The sequence below is a fragment of the Niabella beijingensis genome, assembly GCF_020034665.1.
Taxonomy (GTDB): domain Bacteria; phylum Bacteroidota; class Bacteroidia; order Chitinophagales; family Chitinophagaceae; genus Niabella; species Niabella beijingensis.
The window spans coordinates 1,821,603-1,841,390 of the sequence record NZ_JAIQDI010000002.1; the positions used below are offsets into that span (position 1 = coordinate 1,821,603).

The 19,788-nt window shown below is 50.3% G+C and carries 12 protein-coding genes; all 12 read right to left on the reverse strand.

Annotated features, from left to right (window positions below):
* Positions 1–27: 27 nt before the first annotated feature.
* Entirely contained in the window at positions 28–1,110 is a 1,083-nt protein-coding gene (locus K7B07_RS23730; protein WP_223713032.1) for an NAD(P)-binding domain-containing protein, read from the reverse strand.
* 13 nt (positions 1,111–1,123) lie between these two features.
* Positions 1,124–2,146 carry an LLM class flavin-dependent oxidoreductase gene (locus tag K7B07_RS23735; protein ID WP_223713033.1) on the reverse strand — a complete coding sequence of 341 codons (1,023 nt, stop codon included), beginning with the start codon at positions 2,144–2,146 and terminating at the stop codon, positions 1,124–1,126.
* A gap of 317 nt (positions 2,147–2,463) precedes the next feature.
* A complete protein-coding gene (locus tag K7B07_RS23740; RefSeq protein ID WP_223713034.1) occupies positions 2,464–3,768 on the reverse strand; it encodes a DUF3748 domain-containing protein in 1,305 nt (434 codons plus the stop codon).
* Between the two features lie 54 nt (positions 3,769–3,822).
* Positions 3,823–4,998 carry a sialidase family protein gene (locus K7B07_RS23745; protein WP_223713035.1) on the reverse strand — a complete coding sequence of 392 codons (1,176 nt, stop codon included), beginning with the start codon at positions 4,996–4,998 and terminating at the stop codon, positions 3,823–3,825.
* A gap of 47 nt (positions 4,999–5,045) precedes the next feature.
* A complete protein-coding gene (locus tag K7B07_RS23750) occupies positions 5,046–6,518 on the reverse strand; it encodes a RagB/SusD family nutrient uptake outer membrane protein (RefSeq protein ID WP_223713036.1) in 1,473 nt (490 codons plus the stop codon).
* Positions 6,519–6,537: 19 nt separating this feature from the next.
* Entirely contained in the window at positions 6,538–9,618 is a 3,081-nt protein-coding gene (locus K7B07_RS23755) for a SusC/RagA family TonB-linked outer membrane protein (RefSeq protein WP_223713037.1), read from the reverse strand.
* 438 nt (positions 9,619–10,056) lie between these two features.
* Positions 10,057–10,935, reverse strand: a complete 879-nt coding sequence (locus tag K7B07_RS23760; RefSeq protein ID WP_223713038.1) for an ROK family protein — start codon at positions 10,933–10,935, stop codon at positions 10,057–10,059.
* A 38-nt stretch (positions 10,936–10,973) separates the two neighbouring features.
* On the reverse strand, positions 10,974–13,130 hold the full coding sequence (locus K7B07_RS23765) for a GH92 family glycosyl hydrolase (RefSeq protein WP_223713039.1): 2,157 nt from the start codon (positions 13,128–13,130) through the stop codon (positions 10,974–10,976).
* 28 nt (positions 13,131–13,158) lie between these two features.
* Positions 13,159–14,283, reverse strand: a complete 1,125-nt coding sequence (locus tag K7B07_RS23770; RefSeq protein ID WP_223713040.1) for a formylglycine-generating enzyme family protein — start codon at positions 14,281–14,283, stop codon at positions 13,159–13,161.
* Positions 14,284–14,528: 245 nt separating this feature from the next.
* Entirely contained in the window at positions 14,529–16,373 is a 1,845-nt protein-coding gene (locus K7B07_RS23775; protein ID WP_223713041.1) for a glycoside hydrolase family 2 protein, read from the reverse strand.
* 177 nt (positions 16,374–16,550) lie between these two features.
* Positions 16,551–17,957 carry a sulfatase family protein gene (locus tag K7B07_RS23780; RefSeq protein ID WP_223713042.1) on the reverse strand — a complete coding sequence of 469 codons (1,407 nt, stop codon included), beginning with the start codon at positions 17,955–17,957 and terminating at the stop codon, positions 16,551–16,553.
* Between the two features lie 80 nt (positions 17,958–18,037).
* Positions 18,038–19,708: an arylsulfatase gene (locus K7B07_RS23785; RefSeq protein WP_223713043.1), complete on the reverse strand. Its 1,671-nt coding sequence runs from the start codon at positions 19,706–19,708 to the stop codon at positions 18,038–18,040.
* Positions 19,709–19,788: the final 80 nt, after the last annotated feature.

A 19,788-nucleotide genomic window follows, 5' to 3' on the forward strand; every position in this document is an offset into this window, starting at 1 on the left:
TCATTTCTTTATCCCGTCCCGGATGCATTAAATCTCCAGCGTATTCATCAGCTCTCTTGCCGCCGCTGCTCCCGCGCGATTGGCCCCGATGGTAGATGCCGAAGGGCCATAACCCACTAAATGGATACGGGGGTCTCTGGCAACCATAGTTGCCAGTCTTCCGGCCATGAGGATGCCGCCCTGCTCTTCCCGGGGTAAAACAGGTTTCAGATGCTCCAGGGCGCTTTTAAAACCGGTATTCCACAAAATAACGTCCGCTTTTTCTTCGCGCCCATCTTCCCATTTCACACCGTCCCTGGTGATCTCGCTAAACATGGGGAAACGTTTTAGCACCCCTCTTTTTTCCATATCGATTACCGCCGGCGAAACAGGCAGCCCCGTAACAGAAACCACGGATAAAGGGAGCAGGCCCTTTCTTACTCTTTCTTCCATCATTGCGACGGCATTGTGACCGGCTACATCATCAAAAGGCCCTTCCCTGAATTCGGGTGGCCGCCGGGTAACCCAGGTAGTAGTGGTGACCTTTGAAATCTGATCGAGCAACTGAATAGCGGAAATACCGGCTCCCACTACAATAACATGTTTTCCTCTGAAATAAGCCGCCGTCTTAAAATCTTTGGTATGCAATTGTTCTCCTTTAAAAAGAGATGCGCCCGGATACTCCGGAATGTAGGGACTTTCCCAGGTGCCCGTTGCATTGATGATACCCAGGGCAGAAAATAAGGCTTTGGAAGAATCGATGTAAAACCGCTCCTGACGGGAATAGACCTGTTCCACTTTTAGCGGACGATATACCCGGATATCGAATTTCTTTTCGTATAAATCATAATAATACGGTACAGCTAGATTGGCCTGTACTTCCGCATCATTCGTCTCAAGCGTTTTTTCGAAAGACATGCCGGGTAAATCGTGTATTCTGTTGACCGTACTCAGGGTAAGCGAAGGCCAGCGGTATTGCCAGGCCCTACCCGGATGGGGCGCTTCGTCGAGGATAATATAATCTGGACCGATTTTCAGTCCGTTTTTCTTTAAATGATAGGCTGCGGAAAGGCCTGCCTGTCCGGCGCCTATCACTGCAATTCTGGTCTTGTATCGGATGCTGTTCACCATCAATCATCTCCGTTTACCGCCATCCCAGTCCGGGTGCCACATGTTCCAGTATGGAAGCAAGCACATGTACATTATAATCCACACCCAAGGTATTGGGGATCGTCAACAGAACGGTATCCGCTTCCTGGATGGCCTCGTCTTTAGCCAGCTCTTCAATCAGCTGATCGGGTTCTGCAGCATAGCTTCTTCCAAAAATGGCAGGTTTATCGGCTTCCAGGATACCGATCTTATCGGTCCGGTCGGCCTCATGACCAAAATAATAACGATCCTGATCGTTTACCAACGCAAAAACGGACCGGCTTACGGAAACCCGGGGGCTGTGCTGATGCCCTGCTTCTTTCCATGCCTGTTTAAACAGCCGGATCTGTTCGGCCTGTTGTATATGGAACGGCTTACCGCTTTCATCAAACTTCAGGGTGGAACTTTGCAGGTTCATGCCCACCTTGCCCGCCCAAACGGCTGTGGCATCGGAAGCAGATCCCCACCAGATGCGTTCACGCAGCCCCGGGGAAAAGGGTTCCAGGCGCAGCAGTCCGGGCGGATTGGGAAACATCGGGTTGGGGTTGGGCCGGGCAAATCCCACGCCTTTCAATTGCTCAAAAAACTCCAGTCCTTTTCTGCGGCCCATATCGGCATCCGTCTCTCCCGCCGCCGGCTCATAACCAAAGTAACGCCATCCTTCGATCACCTGTTCCGGTGAACCCCTGCTGATCCCTAATTGCAGCCGGCCGCCGGAAATCAGATCGGCGGCACCGGCATCTTCCACCATGTACAAGGGATTTTCATACCGCATATCAATAACCCCTGTGCCAATCTCAATTTTGCTGGTTTTGGCGCCAATGGCTGCCAGTAAAGGAAACGGCGACGCCAACTGTTTGGCAAAGTGATGTACCCGGAAATAGGCACCATCCATACCAAGTTCTTCTGCAGCTACAGCTAAATCAATAGATTGCAGCAGGGTGTCGCCTGCCGTTCTGGTGCTGTAGGCCGGATGCTCGGCCCAATGACCAAATGATAAGAATCCTATTTTTTTCATCTGCTATTTATTTGCTTTCATCCTACGGCCACCCACCCCTCTTTAATGGAGATGATGCATGACCTTCAAATTTAGCAAATAACAACATCTTTGCACCGATTGTTCAAACTTGAAACCTCCGGGGCTGCTCTTACCGGTCTCAATTATCAACCCAATGCGTGCCGGTCTTTATGAAAGGAAACGCCTGCCGGGGTTCTCTTTTTACAATACATGAAAGGAGGGCGCAGGTTCAGCATTTATTTCATCGCCGCTGAACAAAACGGAACCGGGTTTCAGATCCGGTCGACAACAATCGTTTACAAAAGCGACCGCATCCGTTATTGGGTTAGTTGCACCTGCATGATCTGCAGGAACTCCCCGTCCTGCGAAGGCTGGTATTGATTAAACAGCATACGGCTGTTATCCGGCGCGAATGAGGGTGCGCCAACTATTTTTTGATCCCCGGGATGACTAAAGGTCAGCTGACGTGTTTTATGATGTTCCAGGTCCTGTATATAAATGTTATTACCGGATACATAAGCCACCTGCGTTCCGGTGTGGTCCAGGTTAAAGGAATAATCGATGGGCAACGGATTGCTGGTCAGGTAGGTGATCGCTCCATTGTTTACCGTGCAGCGGATCAGCTGGCTGATCCCTTTTTCGTCCGGGGCCAACGCATAGATATACCGGCCATCCGGTGATGACCGGAGCCAGTGTCTTACGGAAGACAATCCCTTTATGCTCCGGGAAACCCTTCGCACGCTGATCCCTTTGGGAACACGGGGCCGTTCTCCTCGTCTGCCTACGGCAGTGGCATCATTAAGTATGGCAGCAGGATCAAGGTCGGCAATAAAGATCTCCGTAATGGTTTGGCCTTTCTCATTTTTGGTGTTTCCCTGGAAGGCGATCGCATGGGGAACTTTTTGTCCTTTGTTGTTACGATAGCCGCTGTTGCCTACCCAGCATTCATCAAAGGCTTTGCTGATCTCATCCGATCCGGGACGCGGATCCCGGACTACAGTAGCCGCTACTGCTGCATAGCAGCGCCCGCTGTTATTTCCGGCAACTGAATCTACCAGAACAGGCCGGCCCGTATCCAGCATTACACCGATGGTCCGCAGATCAGGATCCACCAGTTCATCATTATACGTAAAGCTGATCATGCTGCCATCCCCGCTCCAGCAATGGGAATGTGTTCCGCCTCTTAAAGCGCCCGGTGTATAGGGTGCCGTAATATCGCGGGCGTCCATGAACAATGGCAGCAAAGGGCGCTCCAGATCGATAGCCACACCGGTTCTCCGGGAAGGATTGTAGGGTTTTTCCTTATCCGCGTCTGCAAGACCATGGATAAACACTACCCGGTCCGTTACCGGGCTGAAGGAAGCGGCTCCGACACCGGGCCCGTACGGAGTAGGATGCGCCGTCTGATAGATTATTTTTTCTTCACCGGTATACAGGTTTACAATCCCGATAACGGAGGTTTCCCCGATCCTGGTATCATCATTCCTCCCGTCGAAAACGACCCACTGTCCGTCCTTTGAAAATACGCCGTTGTGATGCAGGGTATGGCCCTGTTTGCTATGGGTCAGTTGCACGGGTGTTTCACCGGAATATTGCGGGGTGCCACAACGGGTCAGGTTCATAAACAAAAAAATGTTGAAGAAGATCAAAAATAATAAACGGCAGCACATCTATGATCATTTCAGTTTCCGGAATCCGGAGATCCGGTGGAAGGTAAGAAAATTGGCATCGTGGTTATTGTGGGCATCTGCCGTTCCGTCAAAATAAGCGGTTCTTGAGAGCAGCAGGATATCGTTGCCTTCCACCCGCCAGTCTACATACTGAAACCCATGTTTGAGTACATCATCGTGCTCCAGTATCACTTTTACATCTTTCCAGTGCACCAGGTCCTCCGACCGGCGAAGCATCAGCACATTCCTGAAAGAGGCCGGGTTTCTGTCGGGATAAGCCGCCCGGTATTTCTCCGGGATCGAATTGGAGAACGTCCAGTAAGCGCGGGAAACGCTGTCGTAACGGATCACAAACTTTTTACTTCCCCCGTCAAAGGGAATAAATCCTTCTGCCGGATCAAAGCTGAGTGTTTTGCCATCCGGCGCTATTGCCACCATCGCGGCTTTTTCATCAAAGCTTTTCTTATTATCCACCCGGAGCATATCCCACATCCGGTGCTGCTTATCCACTACAAAGTTCCCTTCCAGCCACCCGCCGAAATTCCCGCCCAGGTAGGTACTGTCGTAATACATTACAGAGGAAGCCTGCCAGGATGTTGCTTTCAGCAGGTCCGCATCCACCGGTGCCGACAGCACCATTGCGCCATAACGCTTTCCCCACTGCAGCACCGGGCCATGTGCGGTTTCCATCGGGCGCCACAGCCGGCCATTGTATTCCACAACCGGCATTGGTGCGCAATGGAACATCCCCTGCAACAACAGCCCGTTCCCTGCTCCGGTAGGTTGGGTCCACGTGCTGCCTCCGTCTTCCGAGCGGCGTATCAATACCGTGCCGTGGTGCCGGTCCGGCCCCAATAAATAAAGCGCCCCCCTGTGCACAAACAGGCTCGACCAGAAAGCACCGGTCACTTCGCTGACCTGCTTCCAGGTGCGTCCTTTATCGGATGAACGGAAGATCCGGGTAACGGCCTGCACAAACTCCGAACTATTCGGACCAAACAGATCATGCGAAGCTATATAGTCCCCGTTGGGAAGTACAGCCAGACTTGGCGATCCGATATATTGTCCGCCTGAAGCCGGAAGATGCGCCACAACAGTGCCGGGAACGTTTTTAAACGCCTGGGCCCGGGCACCGGCTGCTATCAGCAAATTCAGAAAAAGTATCCCTGCAAATAATCTCATATAATATCTTTTAGTATTCATATCCTGTCCTTCTAACCAATGCCGTTTTAGTATCCTTCATTCTGGATCAGCAACGGATCCGAATCCATCACCACCTGGGGGATCGGAAAATAAACATGAAACGGCTGGGCATTTGTTTTTCCGCGCTGCCGTGCACCGGATATAAATTTGTCCATCCGTATCAGGTCCATTCTTCGCTGTCCTTCTGAAAAGAATTCCCATCCCCTTTCAGCCAGTATATGATCCCGAAGGCTTTCTTTAGTGGGATAGTCCGTCAGCAGAAGGTTCTTCAAACCCGCCCTTGTGCGCACCTGGTTAATCAGGCCCAATGCCGCCTGGGCAGGACCGTTTAATTCATTGAGTGCTTCCGCCCTTGCCAGGAGGATATCCGCATAACGGATCTCCGGGATATCATTCCCATGAGAAGCCCCCATGGCATTGGGATCCGGAAGGTATTTAAAAGACCGGATATTATCGCTGCCAAGCAATGATATTGTCTGTCCTGATGTATTGATATAGTATGTAACCAGCAGGCTCCGCCGTTTATCCCCCGGCTCAAAGGAATTATAAAAAGCATCATAAATCCTGAACTCATTGGGCCAGTTCACATAGGTGGAAAGGAATTTGACCCCAAGGGACGGCGCTTCTGAAAAATTATCCGGGAATGCTGTGTTCATCCAGCTGTTGGCAGTAGCACGGTCGCTGCTGGCCAGGGCCGGCCGTACCCAGATATATTCTTTGTTGCGTTCATTGGCCACACTGAACAGCTGCTGATAATCGTTGAAAAGTGCATAATCAAACCCGCTTATGATCTGGTCCGCTATATCCGCGCATTTCTGCCATTGTTTTGTATTCAGGTAGAATTTGCAAAGGAAGCCCAGCGCAGCGGCCCTGTGTGCCCGCCCGTAAGCCAGCTTCCCACCCGGGTCCGGCAGCGCAGCCGCTACAGCCGAAAGTTCCGATTCGATAAATGCTTTCATCTCATCGTCCGTGGCCCTTTTTAACTGCAGTTCTTTGGTGGTTTCTGTCCGCAGCGGTACAGGGCCAAAGAAAAAATAGAGCTTGTAATAACTGATTGCCCGGAGAAAACGGAATTCCGCCGTATAGGAGGCTTTTGCCGGGTCTGAAATGGGAACCGTCCCGATATTATTCAATAACAGATTGGCATCACGGATGGCCTGGTAAGGCGCATCCCAGTTGTTACCGATAAAATCGATCGTGGGATCCCAGCTGAAATTGATAAAGTTCCGGGCGTCGCGTTCCACATTATCTCCCGACTGGTACAGGATATCCGTGGTCCATTCCTGAGGAGCTATTACATAAATAGAATTATTGGTATTCATATTGGCCGCACGGGCGTAGGCATCGTTCAGCAATGCTTTTATCCCGTCTTCCGTATTCAGGAAATTATCGGGGGCCAGCTGTGAATAGATTTTCTCTTCCAGGAATTTTTTACAGGAAGAAAAAGACAACAGTGCAAAACCTAATACCGCAATATAAATTCGTCTTTTCTGTATCATAACTTTAGGTTTTTAAATTTTAAAGATCGATGGTTACTCCGGCCAGGAAGGTCTTGGATGAAGGATAGGCATTCCAGTCGATCCGGAAATTGGCGCCCCCGTACGGGTTCAGCGCCGGGTCGTATCCCGTGTAGTCGGTAAGCGTCCAGATGTTCTGGGCAGAGAGGTAAACCGTTGCACCCTTTATCACACCTTTCTTCAGCGGTACAGCATAACTCAGCCGGATCGTATTCAGCCGCAGGTAGGAAGCATCTTCCACCGTATAGGAGTTAACGGTCTTTTGTCCCTGCGCATTGGGCGTCACAAAAGACGGGTATACGTTGGAAGGATTGGATTCCGTCCATCTGTTCAACAGGGGCTCCGCCAGCCGGTTCCGTTTCAGGTTCGCCGGGAAATAGGTATCCACCATATTATTGTTCAGCATGGACACTCCTTTTACCCCTTCGAGAAAAACATAGAGCTGGAAATTCTTGTAGCCGAAATTACTGGTAAACGAGCCCATCAGATCCGGGAAGGATTTCCCGATGATCACCCGGTCATCCGCATTTACTACCTGGTCTCCGTTGATATCGCGGAACCGGAGATCCCCGGGTTTTACGTTGTCTTTCGTCTTTGAAAAATCATCGTTCTGCTGCCAGACCCCGTCGATGATATACCCATAGAATGCGTTCACCGGCTGGCCTACCTCGGTTATGGCGATCTGGGAAGTAGAGCCCGCACTACCCGAAATGATATTGGAAATACCGGCCAGATCCAACACCCGGTTCTTTAGTGTATTAAAGGAGGCATTGGCGTTCCAGGTAAAGGGGCCGGTAAGAATATCTCCTGACAGCATGATCTCAACCCCGGTATTGCGCATACTCCCTGCATTACTCAGCATCGTCGCAAAACCCGTTGAACGCGGAACGGGCAGGCTCAGCAACATATCCCTCGTGGTTTTTGAATACCATTCCAGGCTTCCCGACAGGCGGTTCCCGAACAATCCGAAATCAACGCCAATATTCAGCTGCTCCGCGGTTTCCCATTTCAGATCCGGGTTGGCGATCCTTGAAGGCGTAAGCGATGTTACCTGCACGCCATCAAATACCGTTTTCAGACCGGTACCAAATGTAGACATCGACTGGTAGTTCCCGATCTCCTGGTTGCCGGTACGCCCCCAGCTGGCCCTTAGCTTCAGGTTCGTTATTTCAGATACATCGCTCAAAAAGGATTCTTCATTTATTTTCCATCCCAGCGCTACCGAAGGAAAATACCCGAACTTATTGTTCGCTCCGAATCTTGAAGAGCCATCGATCCGCATCGTTCCCGTTAAGAGGTATTTATTATGCAGCACATAATTAACACGTCCCAGGTAGGAAAGCAGGCTGTTCTCGCTTTTGCTGCTGGAATTCACGGCAGCTGCCGGGTTGCCCAGCCCCAGGTTATCGGTGCCGACGGCATCTGAAGGAAACCCTCTGCCTTCAGCGGTTGATGCATTCTCTACAAACCGCTGCCCCGTCATACCCACTACTGCATTGATGGAACTGTTCTTCAGATCTTTTTTATAATTCAGGGTCCCTTCCACCAGGTAGTTGCTGTTCTTACCGTTTAAGATGCTGGCGATACCACCTGCTGCGGCACCGTCGATCGTTAAGCGCCCGACGTAGGTATCCCGGCGCTGGTTCACTACATCTCCTCCGATATTCAGTCTGGCAGACAGGCCTTTCAGTATAGTGTATTCACCATACATAGTACCAAAGGTCCGGTACAGATCAGAGACCGCCGTTTTCCCGTTTGCAATAGCAAGCGGGTTATCGATATTCATGTCTTTTGACAACGTATACTTTCCCTGTTCATCATAGATGGACAAGGTCGGATCATAATTCATAGCGGCATAGATGATCCCTGCACGCTCATTCAGATCCATACCATTTGGCACATACCGGTCCTTTACATAGCCGGTGCTTACATTGATGCCCATTTTAAATTTCTCCGATGCCCGGTGCTCCAGGTTCACGCGGGCCGTGTAGCGTTTGTTATTCGAACGGATCAGTATTCCGTCCTGGTCATAATAATTCAGCGAGGCCATAAAGGAGGTCTTTTCATTACCGCCCGAAAGCGAAAGATTATGATTCTGGATACCCGCATTACGGTGATACGCCTGTTCCAGCCAGTCGGTGCCGTTCCCGGCGATCTCCTGCACTTTCTGGGAGCTGCTTCCGCCCCCTTCATCGATGATCGCGTTGATGACGTCTTTGTATTGCACCGGATTGAGCAGCTCAATCTTATGCGCCACGTTCTGAATGCCTGCATAAACATCATAGGTTACTTTTAAAGCACCCGATTTACCGCTTTTTGTCGTGATCAGTACCACGCCGTTTGCTCCGCGCGATCCGTAAATAGCCGTAGCTGAGGCATCTTTTAAGATCTCGATGGAAGCGATATCATTCGGATTAATGGAATTCAGCGGATTCCGGGGTGTTTTCATCCCCGTAAAATTGGTGCCGGATCCGCTCACTGCCGACGAGTTGTCGAGCGGCAACCCATCCACCACATATAAGGGACTGTTACCACCATTAATGGATCCCACACCGCGGATATTAACAGAGATCCCGCCTCCGGGCTCGCCGCTGTTCTGCACCACCTGCACACCGGCCGCCTTTCCCGCTATCAGCTGGTCGGCCGAGGTGATGGCGCCCTTATTGAAATCCTTTGGCGATAAGGCGATGACGGCACCTGTCAGGTCTTTTTTCTTTACGGTTCCGTATCCGACCACCACCACTTCATCCAGCTTATCGTCAACCGGATCCAGGAGCACCATGCCCCCACTGCTTTGCAGCTGCGCTGCTTCTACTTCTTTGTCAAGATATCCGACATGAGAAAACAGCAGCATCTCATGGGATGCAGCGGTGATCGAGTAGAACCCTTTATCATCAGAAGCGGTTACGCGGTCAGTTCCTTTTACGCGGACGGTAGTGGCGGAAAGACCGGTATTTTCCGCATCCTTTACCTGGCCTTTGATCTCCGCCGGTCCGTTTTGTGCAGTTGTTTTTATACTCCCGCAGGGGATAATAAATAACAGGAACAAAAAATACTTTAATAAAAAATAATTCACTTTCATATGGACATGCTCATTTTAAGTACAGGGTTGCCAGCGCGCAATCATCCTGCCTGTGCAGGGCAAATAGCTGATCGCTTATGACAATGCAAACGCTGCGGTAATCAATACATCAAATTTATAGCAGGTTCTCCGTCGTTACTTATAGGCTATTATCCCAAGTTTATACAATCTTAGCCTTTTCGTTCTGATGCTATTTACCGGGTATTGTTTTTGAAAAAAAAGAACATGGAGCCACTGCAGAGTGCAGATCTGCGGGGGTATTCTTTAACCCTTGTCCGCGTGCGGCGCTGCCGGGGACCACACGGGCAAACGGGCAATAGCTGCAAAAATAATAATGAGCGCAGCAGGTTGATGTATGCAACGCTACCCGCAACGCGGTAATCATTTTGCCGCCGGGTATGGTTTCTAAAAAACAGGATTGGCCGGCACCGGGATATGTTACATTACCAGACCGGTCAGCAAGTGACTGACCGCCCCGATCAGACCGGCATCTTCCCAAAGCGCTGCGATCCTGATCGAAACATCCGTGCGCTGCTGCTGAAGAAGTTGCTGCAGGGAAGGAAGGAACAACAGATGGGCGCGTGCGATGTTACCTCCGAGAATGACGGTTTTTGTCTTATGTTTTCTGAGCTGCGCTGCCAGGAAACTGCCCAGGTTCGCTCCGAATTCGGAGAAAACGGTCTCCACGCGGCCGTCGGCTTCCGCCTCTTTTGCGATCTCCCGGACATTGCGCGCTTCCTTACCGGTCAGTTCAAAATAACGCTGCCGGAACCACTGCGCAGATAAGTATTCTTCCGCGATCGTTTCTTTAAAAGGGCTTTGCCACAGGCCGGCATCTTTTACTTTTCCCTGTATCGCAACCGCACTGCCCAGACCGGTGCCGATGGTAAGTCCTAATGCTGTTTCAAGCCCCTTTCCCGCCCCGTTTATCATTTCACCCTTCAGCTGGCATTCCGCATCATTGGTAAACACGATCCCTTTTGGGAGAATACCTAAACGGCCGGCCAGCTCTTTTTTAATATTGACCTGATACAGCGCTTCGAACTTATGTTGTCCCCTTATATAGGAGATGCCTTTTTCATAATCAAATGGCCCGGGCATGGCCACACCGATCTTACCAACAGGCTGATCCGCAGCTGCAAAACAGTTGACGATCGTACCGGCCCACGCTTCCAGTAATGTTGTTGCTGTTGCAGCCGCATCAACCATTCTCCGGGTTCTGGTAGTTGCAATGATCGTTTTTGTGAAAGGATCGATCAGGGCTGCTGTGATATGCGAACCACCAATATCTACTCCTGCTACCAATTTACGTTTCATAATTCTGTAAATCCTGCTAAAACCAAGAAATGCCGCATCTAGTTCGTGTGGATACGGATCTCAGCTCCGTTCACAAAACAATCGTGGCCTACAAAATAATCATGTGCGGTACCCTTATCCACCGTGACCTTGCGAAGCCTGCGGCCGGTGCCCGACTTTTTAATGATCAGTGACTTTCCGTTCTCCTGCCGCCACTTTACTTCATCAAACAAAGGTACCGTAACGATGTATTCCGGATCGGATGCCGAGAAAGCATAAAGCCCGAGTGCATTCCAGACATACCAGGCAGACATTTCCCCCGCATCATCCATCCCACTCAAACCAAGTCCTTCTTTCCCGATACCATAAAGCTCGTTCAGAATGCGGTCGATGATCTTTTGGGATTTTTCCGGTTTCCCTATAAAATAATACGCATAGGGCGCTTCATGGTCCGGCTGGTTGCCATGGCAATACTGCCCGATCATCGTCTCCACATTACGCGCAATATATGTTGGATTCCAGGGTAGCGTAAAGAATGAATCGAGTTTTTCTTCAAACGGTTTTTCACCACCGTACAGGCCGATCAGTCCCTGCATATCATGCGGTACGTAGAAGGATAATTGCCAGGCATTCGCCTCGCGGTACATGTATTCATAATAAGGATACTCCGGGTTAAAATTCTTTACCCATTGCCCGTTTTCCAGTTTTCCTCTCATAAACCGGGTGGTGGGATCAAATACATTCCGGTAATTTCCCGAGCGCCGCAGCAATTCTTTATAATGCGCGCTATCCCCCAATGCCTTTGCCAGCAATGCAAGCGAGTAATCATCATAGGCGTATTCCAGTGTTTTTGAAACACCTGCTTTCGCCTTTGTTTCTACATGCGGGGCAGCGATATCCTCTTCGGATACATAGCCCCGCTCCATATACTCTTTTATATAAGGACGGGTACCTCCTTCCACCGTAGCGTTCCGCAACAGCAGCCGGTAGACATCCTTCACATCGAAGTTCCTGATCCCTCTCAGATAAGCGCCCGTAATGGTAGAAGCTGCATGGTCTCCATGAAAGAATGTAGGGATAAAACCGGTCTTATCCCCGATATCTTTTAACGACCGGATCACATCCAGTGCCACATCCGGAGAAACAATACTCAGCAACACATCTTTGTTACGATAGGTATCCCATAAAGAAGGAATGGTGTAATAATTGAAGGCAGCTTTTACCACCTGTTTTTTTACATCGGTATACTCCCCGTTCACGTCACTGCGCAATGCCGGCCATAACAGCGACCGGTAAAGACTGGAATAGAACAGCTGCCGTTGTTTTTCGGTTCCGCCCTTCACCTGTATGGCGGATAATTTTTTTTCCCATACAGCTGCACCTGTTTTACGGATGGCATCGAATGACTGCTGGCCGATCTCCTGTTCCAGGTTCTCCCGGGCATTCTCCGTACTTACAAATGACAAGCCGATCCGGAGTTCCACCGGGGTTTTATCTCCATCGGCCACATCAACGATGGCCCTGCCTTCAGCTGCTCCTTCCATTATTTTCTGCAGTCCGGCTATTTTTTTATTTAACACTGCGTAAAAATAAATCTTATCGCCGCCGGCTACCTGATACCCTTTTACCGTCGATGGGTCCACCTGGTCGATCATCCAGCCGGTTACCCGGTTATTGGCCCTGGCGAGGTCGAAAAGGATCTTCCGGTTTACATTATTGCCATATTCATACCGGTGATAGCCGCATCTTAATGTAGAGGTAAGCTGCACATTGATTTTGTAATCTTCAAGATATACCTGGTAGTAAGCCGGAGAAGCAGACTCCCGGCCGTGTGAAAAACGGGATACGTGGGTCCTATCATCCCCGGTACCGGAAAATGGAAGCACCGGGATATTACACAGGTTCCAGTGGCCTTTATTCGTATGTGTAAAGCCATAGATAAGCGTATCTTCATATTCATATCCGGCGCCCGAACCATATTCCGTTATGGGACTTAGCTGTACCATGGCATTGGGCAGGGAAGAGCCGGGGAATACGAGGCCCGACCAGGGCCGCCAGCCATCCGGTAACCGGTATCCGAGAATAGCGGAATCTGTTACCGGTGTTGTTCCGATGAAGGGATTTACATACTTACCAAAAGATGTCGTTTCCTGGGCCTCCGATACCTTCCCGGATGATAGCAATAGCAGAACTAAAAGAAAGCGCTTTCTGAACATGGTTCACCACATTTTAATTTAACAGATCTCACTGTTTATCCCGTACACATCTGAAACCGGTATGCTCCAGACCCGTGTCGGGGCTGCTTTTCATCCGGCGTGCCACACGGTAACCACTGCAATAACTGTCATTGCACAGGAAGCTGCCGCCTCTGAGACTACGTTTAAGCGTATACGGTTCTTGCGGATCATAGGATTTTTCAGGGCCCTGGGGATTTACCGTCAGCTTACCTGCAAGTTGTTTGTAATAATCATGATGATACAGATCGTTGCACCATTCCCATACGTTGCCGGCCATATCATACAACCCGTATCCGTTAGGGGCATACGTTTTAACCGGGGCGAGTGTCAGGTATCCGTCTTTTTTTTCATTCAGATAGGGAAATTTGCCTTCCCAGGAATTGGCCTTCGGTGTGCCGGTATTCACGTGCTCGTTTCCCCAGGGATAGATATTATTCGTCAGCCCGCCCCTTGCTGCAAACTCCCATTCTGCTTCTGTGGGCAATCGTTTGCCGGCCCATTTGCAATAAGCCCGGGCGTCATCCCAGCTTACCTGTACCACAGGAAAATGGTCCTTTCCTTCTATGGTGCTGCCCGGCCCCTCCGGATGCTTCCAGTCGGCTCCCTTTACCCAGCTCCACCATTGACTGTAATCAGAAAGATCCACCGGCCCCGCAGCAGGCTTAAACACCAGCGATGCTGCAATGAGCATACTATCCGGAGGCCGCGGCGTTCCCGGAGGAAGCGTTTTTTCGATCTCTTCCCAATCCGGTTTTCGCTCGGCGGTTGTAATATAACCGGTAGCTTCCACAAATTTCCGGAACTGGGCGTTGGTTACTTCAGTAACATCCATGTAAAATGGTGCTACCTGTACCTTATGCTTCGGATATTCATCTTCTGAAGCCTGGTTGTTATCACCTCCCATATCAAAAACGCCTCCCGGTATCAATACCATTCCGGTTACAGAGGTATCTCCGCCAAAAGAAACATCCGAGGAGTCCTGTACACCGAACCGGGCAGGCACTTTCATACAGGAATGGGCCGTGTCCCTTTCTGCATCCTTGTTTTCGCTGTTGTTGCTCTTGCAGGAAAATACTGCTGCTGTAATAAATGTACCCGTTACGATATATCTTGATAAAATCATCTTTTTCATATCCTTCTTTTTCCCGGCCATTTACTGTGCGTTCCGCCTGTGGCCATTCTCTTTCATCATCTTCCGGTATCTTATAGCGTTCCTCTTCATCGCTGCCCGTCACCGGAACCCCGGTGGCACGAAAGATACTTTTATTATTTTACAATAGCATAAGGGAGGGAAGTAATTTTTACCTCCGCTATGCAGGCAACTCCTCCTGTACACCGGCGGCTTCGCTCCTGAATAAGCTGGTGCCCCACCTGTTGTCAATCCTCCAACGCCGAATGGATCTTTTTAAGCGTTGCCACGGGGATCTTGATCACCTTCCGGTCATAGGTCATCAGTCCGTTTACCTCGCCTTCCACGTCGGTTGTTTGTGTATACACGGCTGCTGACAGTCCTTTGTTCTTTTTCATATCCACTATCTGGTCGAATTTATGCTGATAATTTTTCAGCAGTTCTTCTGCTGACTGATAGGTTTGGTAACCCCAGTTGCGCATATCTGGGTTCCATAAATGCCCCTGTACGGGATACCCGATCCCTCCGAACTCCCCGATCACACTGGCCCGCTCAACGGGTGGCGGTGGCAGGTCCAGAGTCGTCTGGTAAGTGTGTATATCGTGCAGATCGCCCGCCGGACGCAGGGCCCAGCCGCTCACCGCATTTACCAGCCGGGAGGGATCCAGTGCCTTAATGGTATTTGCCAACCGGATCGTGGCGTATTGTCCCCAGCCTTCGTTGAGGGGCACCCAGGTTACGATGCTTGCTGCGTTATAATGCTGATCGATCATACGTCTCAGCTCCCATTCAAACTGTGCAGCACTTTCCGCATCCCGGTATAGATCCGGACCGTTTTTGGGAACATGCTGCAGATGAAACGGCTTGCGGTCCTGCACTGCGGCTTCCACAGCCATACCCGAAGGCATGTCCTGCCACACCAGCATACCGGCCTTATCGCAATGGTAATACCACAGATCCGGTTCCACTTTTATGTGTTTGCGGATCATATTAAAACCCATTTCCTTGGTCTTTATGATATCAAATACCATGGCTTCCTCTGAAGGCGGTGTATGAAGCCCGTCGGGCCACCAGCCCTGATCCAGTGTTCCGTACTGGAAGATGGATTTATTATTCAGGAAGGTATATTTTAAGCCATTCACTGTTCCGATGCTTATTTTCCGCATGCCGAAATAGCTGTCGATTTCATCCAGCGCGGCGCCATTCTTATCCAGCAGCGTTACGTGCAGGTCGTAAAGAAAAGGATCGTCGGGAGACCAGAGCCGGGCATTTTCTATTGCGATCTCGGTTTCCCTGTTTAGCACCGCTGTTGCCGTTGCTATTTTATGGCCGCCATTCTGTATACTGATGGTTGCTTTATAAGCGGGTCGCAGCGGCCGGTTGGATACGGGTATGATCTTAACGGTTCCCTTGTCGATATCCGGAACGATCCGCAGTTCACTGACCCAGGCTTCCATGGGAACTGCCTCCAGCCATACGGTTTGCCAGATCCCGCTTACAGGCGTATACCAGATCCCCTGCTGTTGCAGCTGTTGTTTTCCTCTTGCCTGTGTTCCGGAGCTGGAAGGATCATCCACTGCCACCACCACTTCCTGCCTGCCGGGTTTCAGGTACGCTGTGATATCAAAAGAAAAGCGGTCGTAAGCACCTTTGTGCGATCCGACAAGTACACCGTTGACCCAGACCGCCGCTTCCCAGTCTACCGCATCAAAGTTCAGCAGGATATTTTTCCCGTTCCAGTTGGCAGGTAATGTGAATTGCTTCCGGTAATAAAGACGGTTGTCCGGAAGAAAATTTTTCTTTACCCCGGACAGTGCCGACTCCACGCAGAAAGGCACCAGTATCTTTCCCTGGTAGGCAGCCGGTACCGGTTTATTTTTAGCGGTAAGGGTGTAATCCCATAGCCCATTCAGGTTCATCCATTCTTTCCGTTTCAGCTGCGGGCGCGGATATTGCTGCCACACATTCCGGGGAGTCACTTTCTTTGCCCATTCGGTCACCAGTGAATGAGGCTGCATCTTCCACTGCTGTGCTTTTGCTGTAAAAACAGTGGCAAATAAAAAATACCCGATAATAAAACAACATCTCCGCATAGCTGATAAATAAGTATAAATTTTAAAGGAATGGTATTTTATGAGGAGGCCCCTTTTCCTGAAGCGGGTTCGGGCGTCCATACTATCTGTTGCCTGCCTGTGCTCCGTGCCATATTCACCTGCCGGTCAGCAGCAAACGGCGGTACAGGCATACTGTTGCACAGGATATAATACCTTTTATAAATTCTTCTTTCTTTTAATGGGTTTATCCATTGCTGCACCGGTATCGCCCTGCTCTTTCATCCACTTCAGCAATTCCGATTGATAACTGCGGATCTGTTCCCCGTACTGCGCCTGTCCGGCAAGATTGTTCAACTCATAGGGATCGGCTTTAAGGTCATAGAACTCCAGGGCCGGACGGTGCGCGATGCGTTCCACCAGTTTTTGATCTGCCGCGCTGTGTGCAGCTTTGGCCACCCAGGTGGTCCATGCAAGCTCTTCCCGTTTGGTATTCATCATGTATTTGATGTAATAGGCAGAATCGGGCCGCAGGTTCATGATCAGCTTGTACTGATGATCCCGGATACTCCGGATGGGATAGGCCGGTCCTTCGGGTATGTTGTTATGAATGCCATAAGCAACGCTGCGGTGCTCCGCGGTCTTAGCTTCCAGTACCTGTTTAAAGCTTCTGCCATCCAGGCTTTTAACGGGGCTGCCGCCTGCGATATCAATCAGTGTGGGTGTTATATCTTCATACTGCACGATAGCATCTGTTTCTGAAGCAGGCTTTACCACACCGGGCCATCGTACGATCATCGAGCTTTTCTGTCCATTGTCAAAGAGGTTCCATTTTCCACCGGGAAACTGTGGTCCCTGTTCTCCCAGAAAAATGACTATGGTATTTTTATCTTCACCCGTCTCTTTCAGCAGGTTCAGCACATCGCCTACCTCATCGTCCAGTCGCCGCACTTCCGCCAGGTATTTGCAGAACTGTTTCCGGGTTAGATCTGTATCCACCCAATGCGCCGGCAGCTTCAGTTGTTTGGGATCAAACGCATCCGGATCCCCTACCGTCCAGGGTGCATGCGGGTTGATGCTCATTACAAACAGGCAATAAGGTTGCTGCTGCCGGATGTATTGCTTTATACTGTCGAGAAAATATGCATTTGTCGGTGATACGCAATTGGGTTCAAACCCGGGAATGATATCAAACGGAAAAACAGTGACGGGTTTTGTAACATGGTTCTTACCGGTAAGTCCCACGCGGTAGCCGGCCGACTTCAGATAGTGACACACACTTTTCAGGTCGTTATACACTGGCTTATGGTTCTGGTAAGCGCCATGATGTGCCGGGTATAAGCCCGTGAAGAGGGACGCCCTTGTAGGCACGCACATGGCCTCAGAAGCGATAATGGCATTGAACTTCAATCCTTCTTCCGCCAGCCGGTCGATGTTCTTTGTTTTCAGGTTCACACCTCCGTAACAACTCAGTTGCCGGGAGTCGAGATCATCGGCCATGATGATAATGATATTGGGTTTCCGGTCTTTTTCACCCGGGGGAACTGCCGCGTGAACAGTAACCGTACTGAAAAACATTGCAGTCAGTGGCAATGCCTGTAAAACGTTCTTTAGAGATAACAACATAATCGTTTGTATGCTTTTAATAAATGACGGTCGCTTCCGGCCGCGGATAGTGATCCAATCCGGCAGCCGGGCTATTTCGGCTATCGCTTCGGAAGCACATGATGCTGCGCTGCCCATTCATCCCACATACCGGAAAGGTCTTTTACCTTATCCGGGTACTGCGCTGCCAGGTCGTTGATCTCCGCCGCATCACTGATCATATTATACAGGCTCCATTTCCGGGTACCTTTCGGCATTACCAGTTTCCATTCATTCTGGCGCACATATCTGCTGCCTTCGTGTTCGTTAAACAACAGATCATGCCCCCGGTTTTTGCCGCCTTTCAGTGCTGCTGCAAAGCTTACACCGGCAAGCGGCAGCACCTGGTTGCCATTATATGTTTCTGGATAGGACGCACCCGCCAGCTCTATAAACGTAGCCATAAAATCCATTACATGCCCCACCATATCCACCTTGCCGCCCTTATTCTTTATTCCTTTTGGCCAGTACACGATGGTGGGGGTACGGATGCCGCCTTCTGTCGACTGTGACTTCCACAACCGGTAAGGTGTGTTGGCTACATTCGCCCAATCGGGCCCGATGGAGAAGAAGGTGGTTTGCGGACCCGGCAGCACGCTTTTATCCGTATTGTAGGCCACTTTTTGTCCGTTGCGGGTTGCACCGGGCCGGTCAAAACCCGGGCCATACCGCTCGCACAGCTCGGCGCTGGCACCATTGTCACTCAAAAAAACAATAATGGTATTGTCCAGTGTCCCGGTTTCCTTTAGGGTGGCAATGATCCTGCCGATGCCCTGATCCATACGGTCTACCATTGCCGCATGCACCGCCATTGCCCGTGCATCCCACTCCTTGTTGGGATTGGCCTCCCAGCTTGTCTCCGCCGGATGTCTCGGAGACAGTTTTGTTACATTGGGATCGATCAGCCCCAGCTCCACCATACGTTTGTAACGCTGTTCCCGTATAGCTTCCCAGCCCTTTGTATACCTATCTTTATATTTTTCGATGTCCTCCGGCAACGCCTGAAGCGGCCAGTGCGGTGCATTCTGCGCCACATATAAAAAGAAGGGCTGGTCGCCCCTGCTGAACTCCCGTATATATCCCGAGGCTTTTTCATTGATCGCATCTGTATGATAATATCCTTTGGGAATATTGGTAACCGGCTTGGTGCCTTCAACCAGACTGAAAGGATCAAAATAATCCACAACCCCCCAGATCGTTCCGTAAAATTTCTCAAACCCGCGGCTGGTAGGATACTGGTCGATTGGGGAAAACAGCGGATGCTGCTCCTGGTGGCTCAGCCATTTCAGCTGTGCGGCTTCCGTTGACTGGCTAACAGTGTTCGATACATGCCATTTGCCGGACATCGCAGTCCTGTAGCCGGCCTGTTTCAGCACTTCTGCTATGGTAACCGTATTTTTACCGAGATGGCCTTTGTAGGCCTGATCATCTTTGTGGGCCGTCATGGCACCGATACCGGCATCATGATTGTAAAGACCGGTAAGCAACGAAGCGCGGGTAGGACAACACCTGGAGATATTATAGAATTGTGTGAACTGCAATCCATTCTTTGCAAGGCCGTCCAGGTTGGGGGTATGGATCTCCCCTCCAAAACACCCCAGATCCGAATACCCGAGATCATCCGCCAGGATCAATATAATATTAGGGCGTTTGTCTTTTTTGGGCTGAGGGCCGGGGCCTGCAAAAGCGGATTGTGCGGCCGTTAAAAAAAATAATAAAAAATATTTATTCATAATTGGCGGTTATCGGTCTGTCAAAAATAATCCGATACAAAATCTGCTGCTGATCATATTCTGTATAGTTTGTCTCAGAG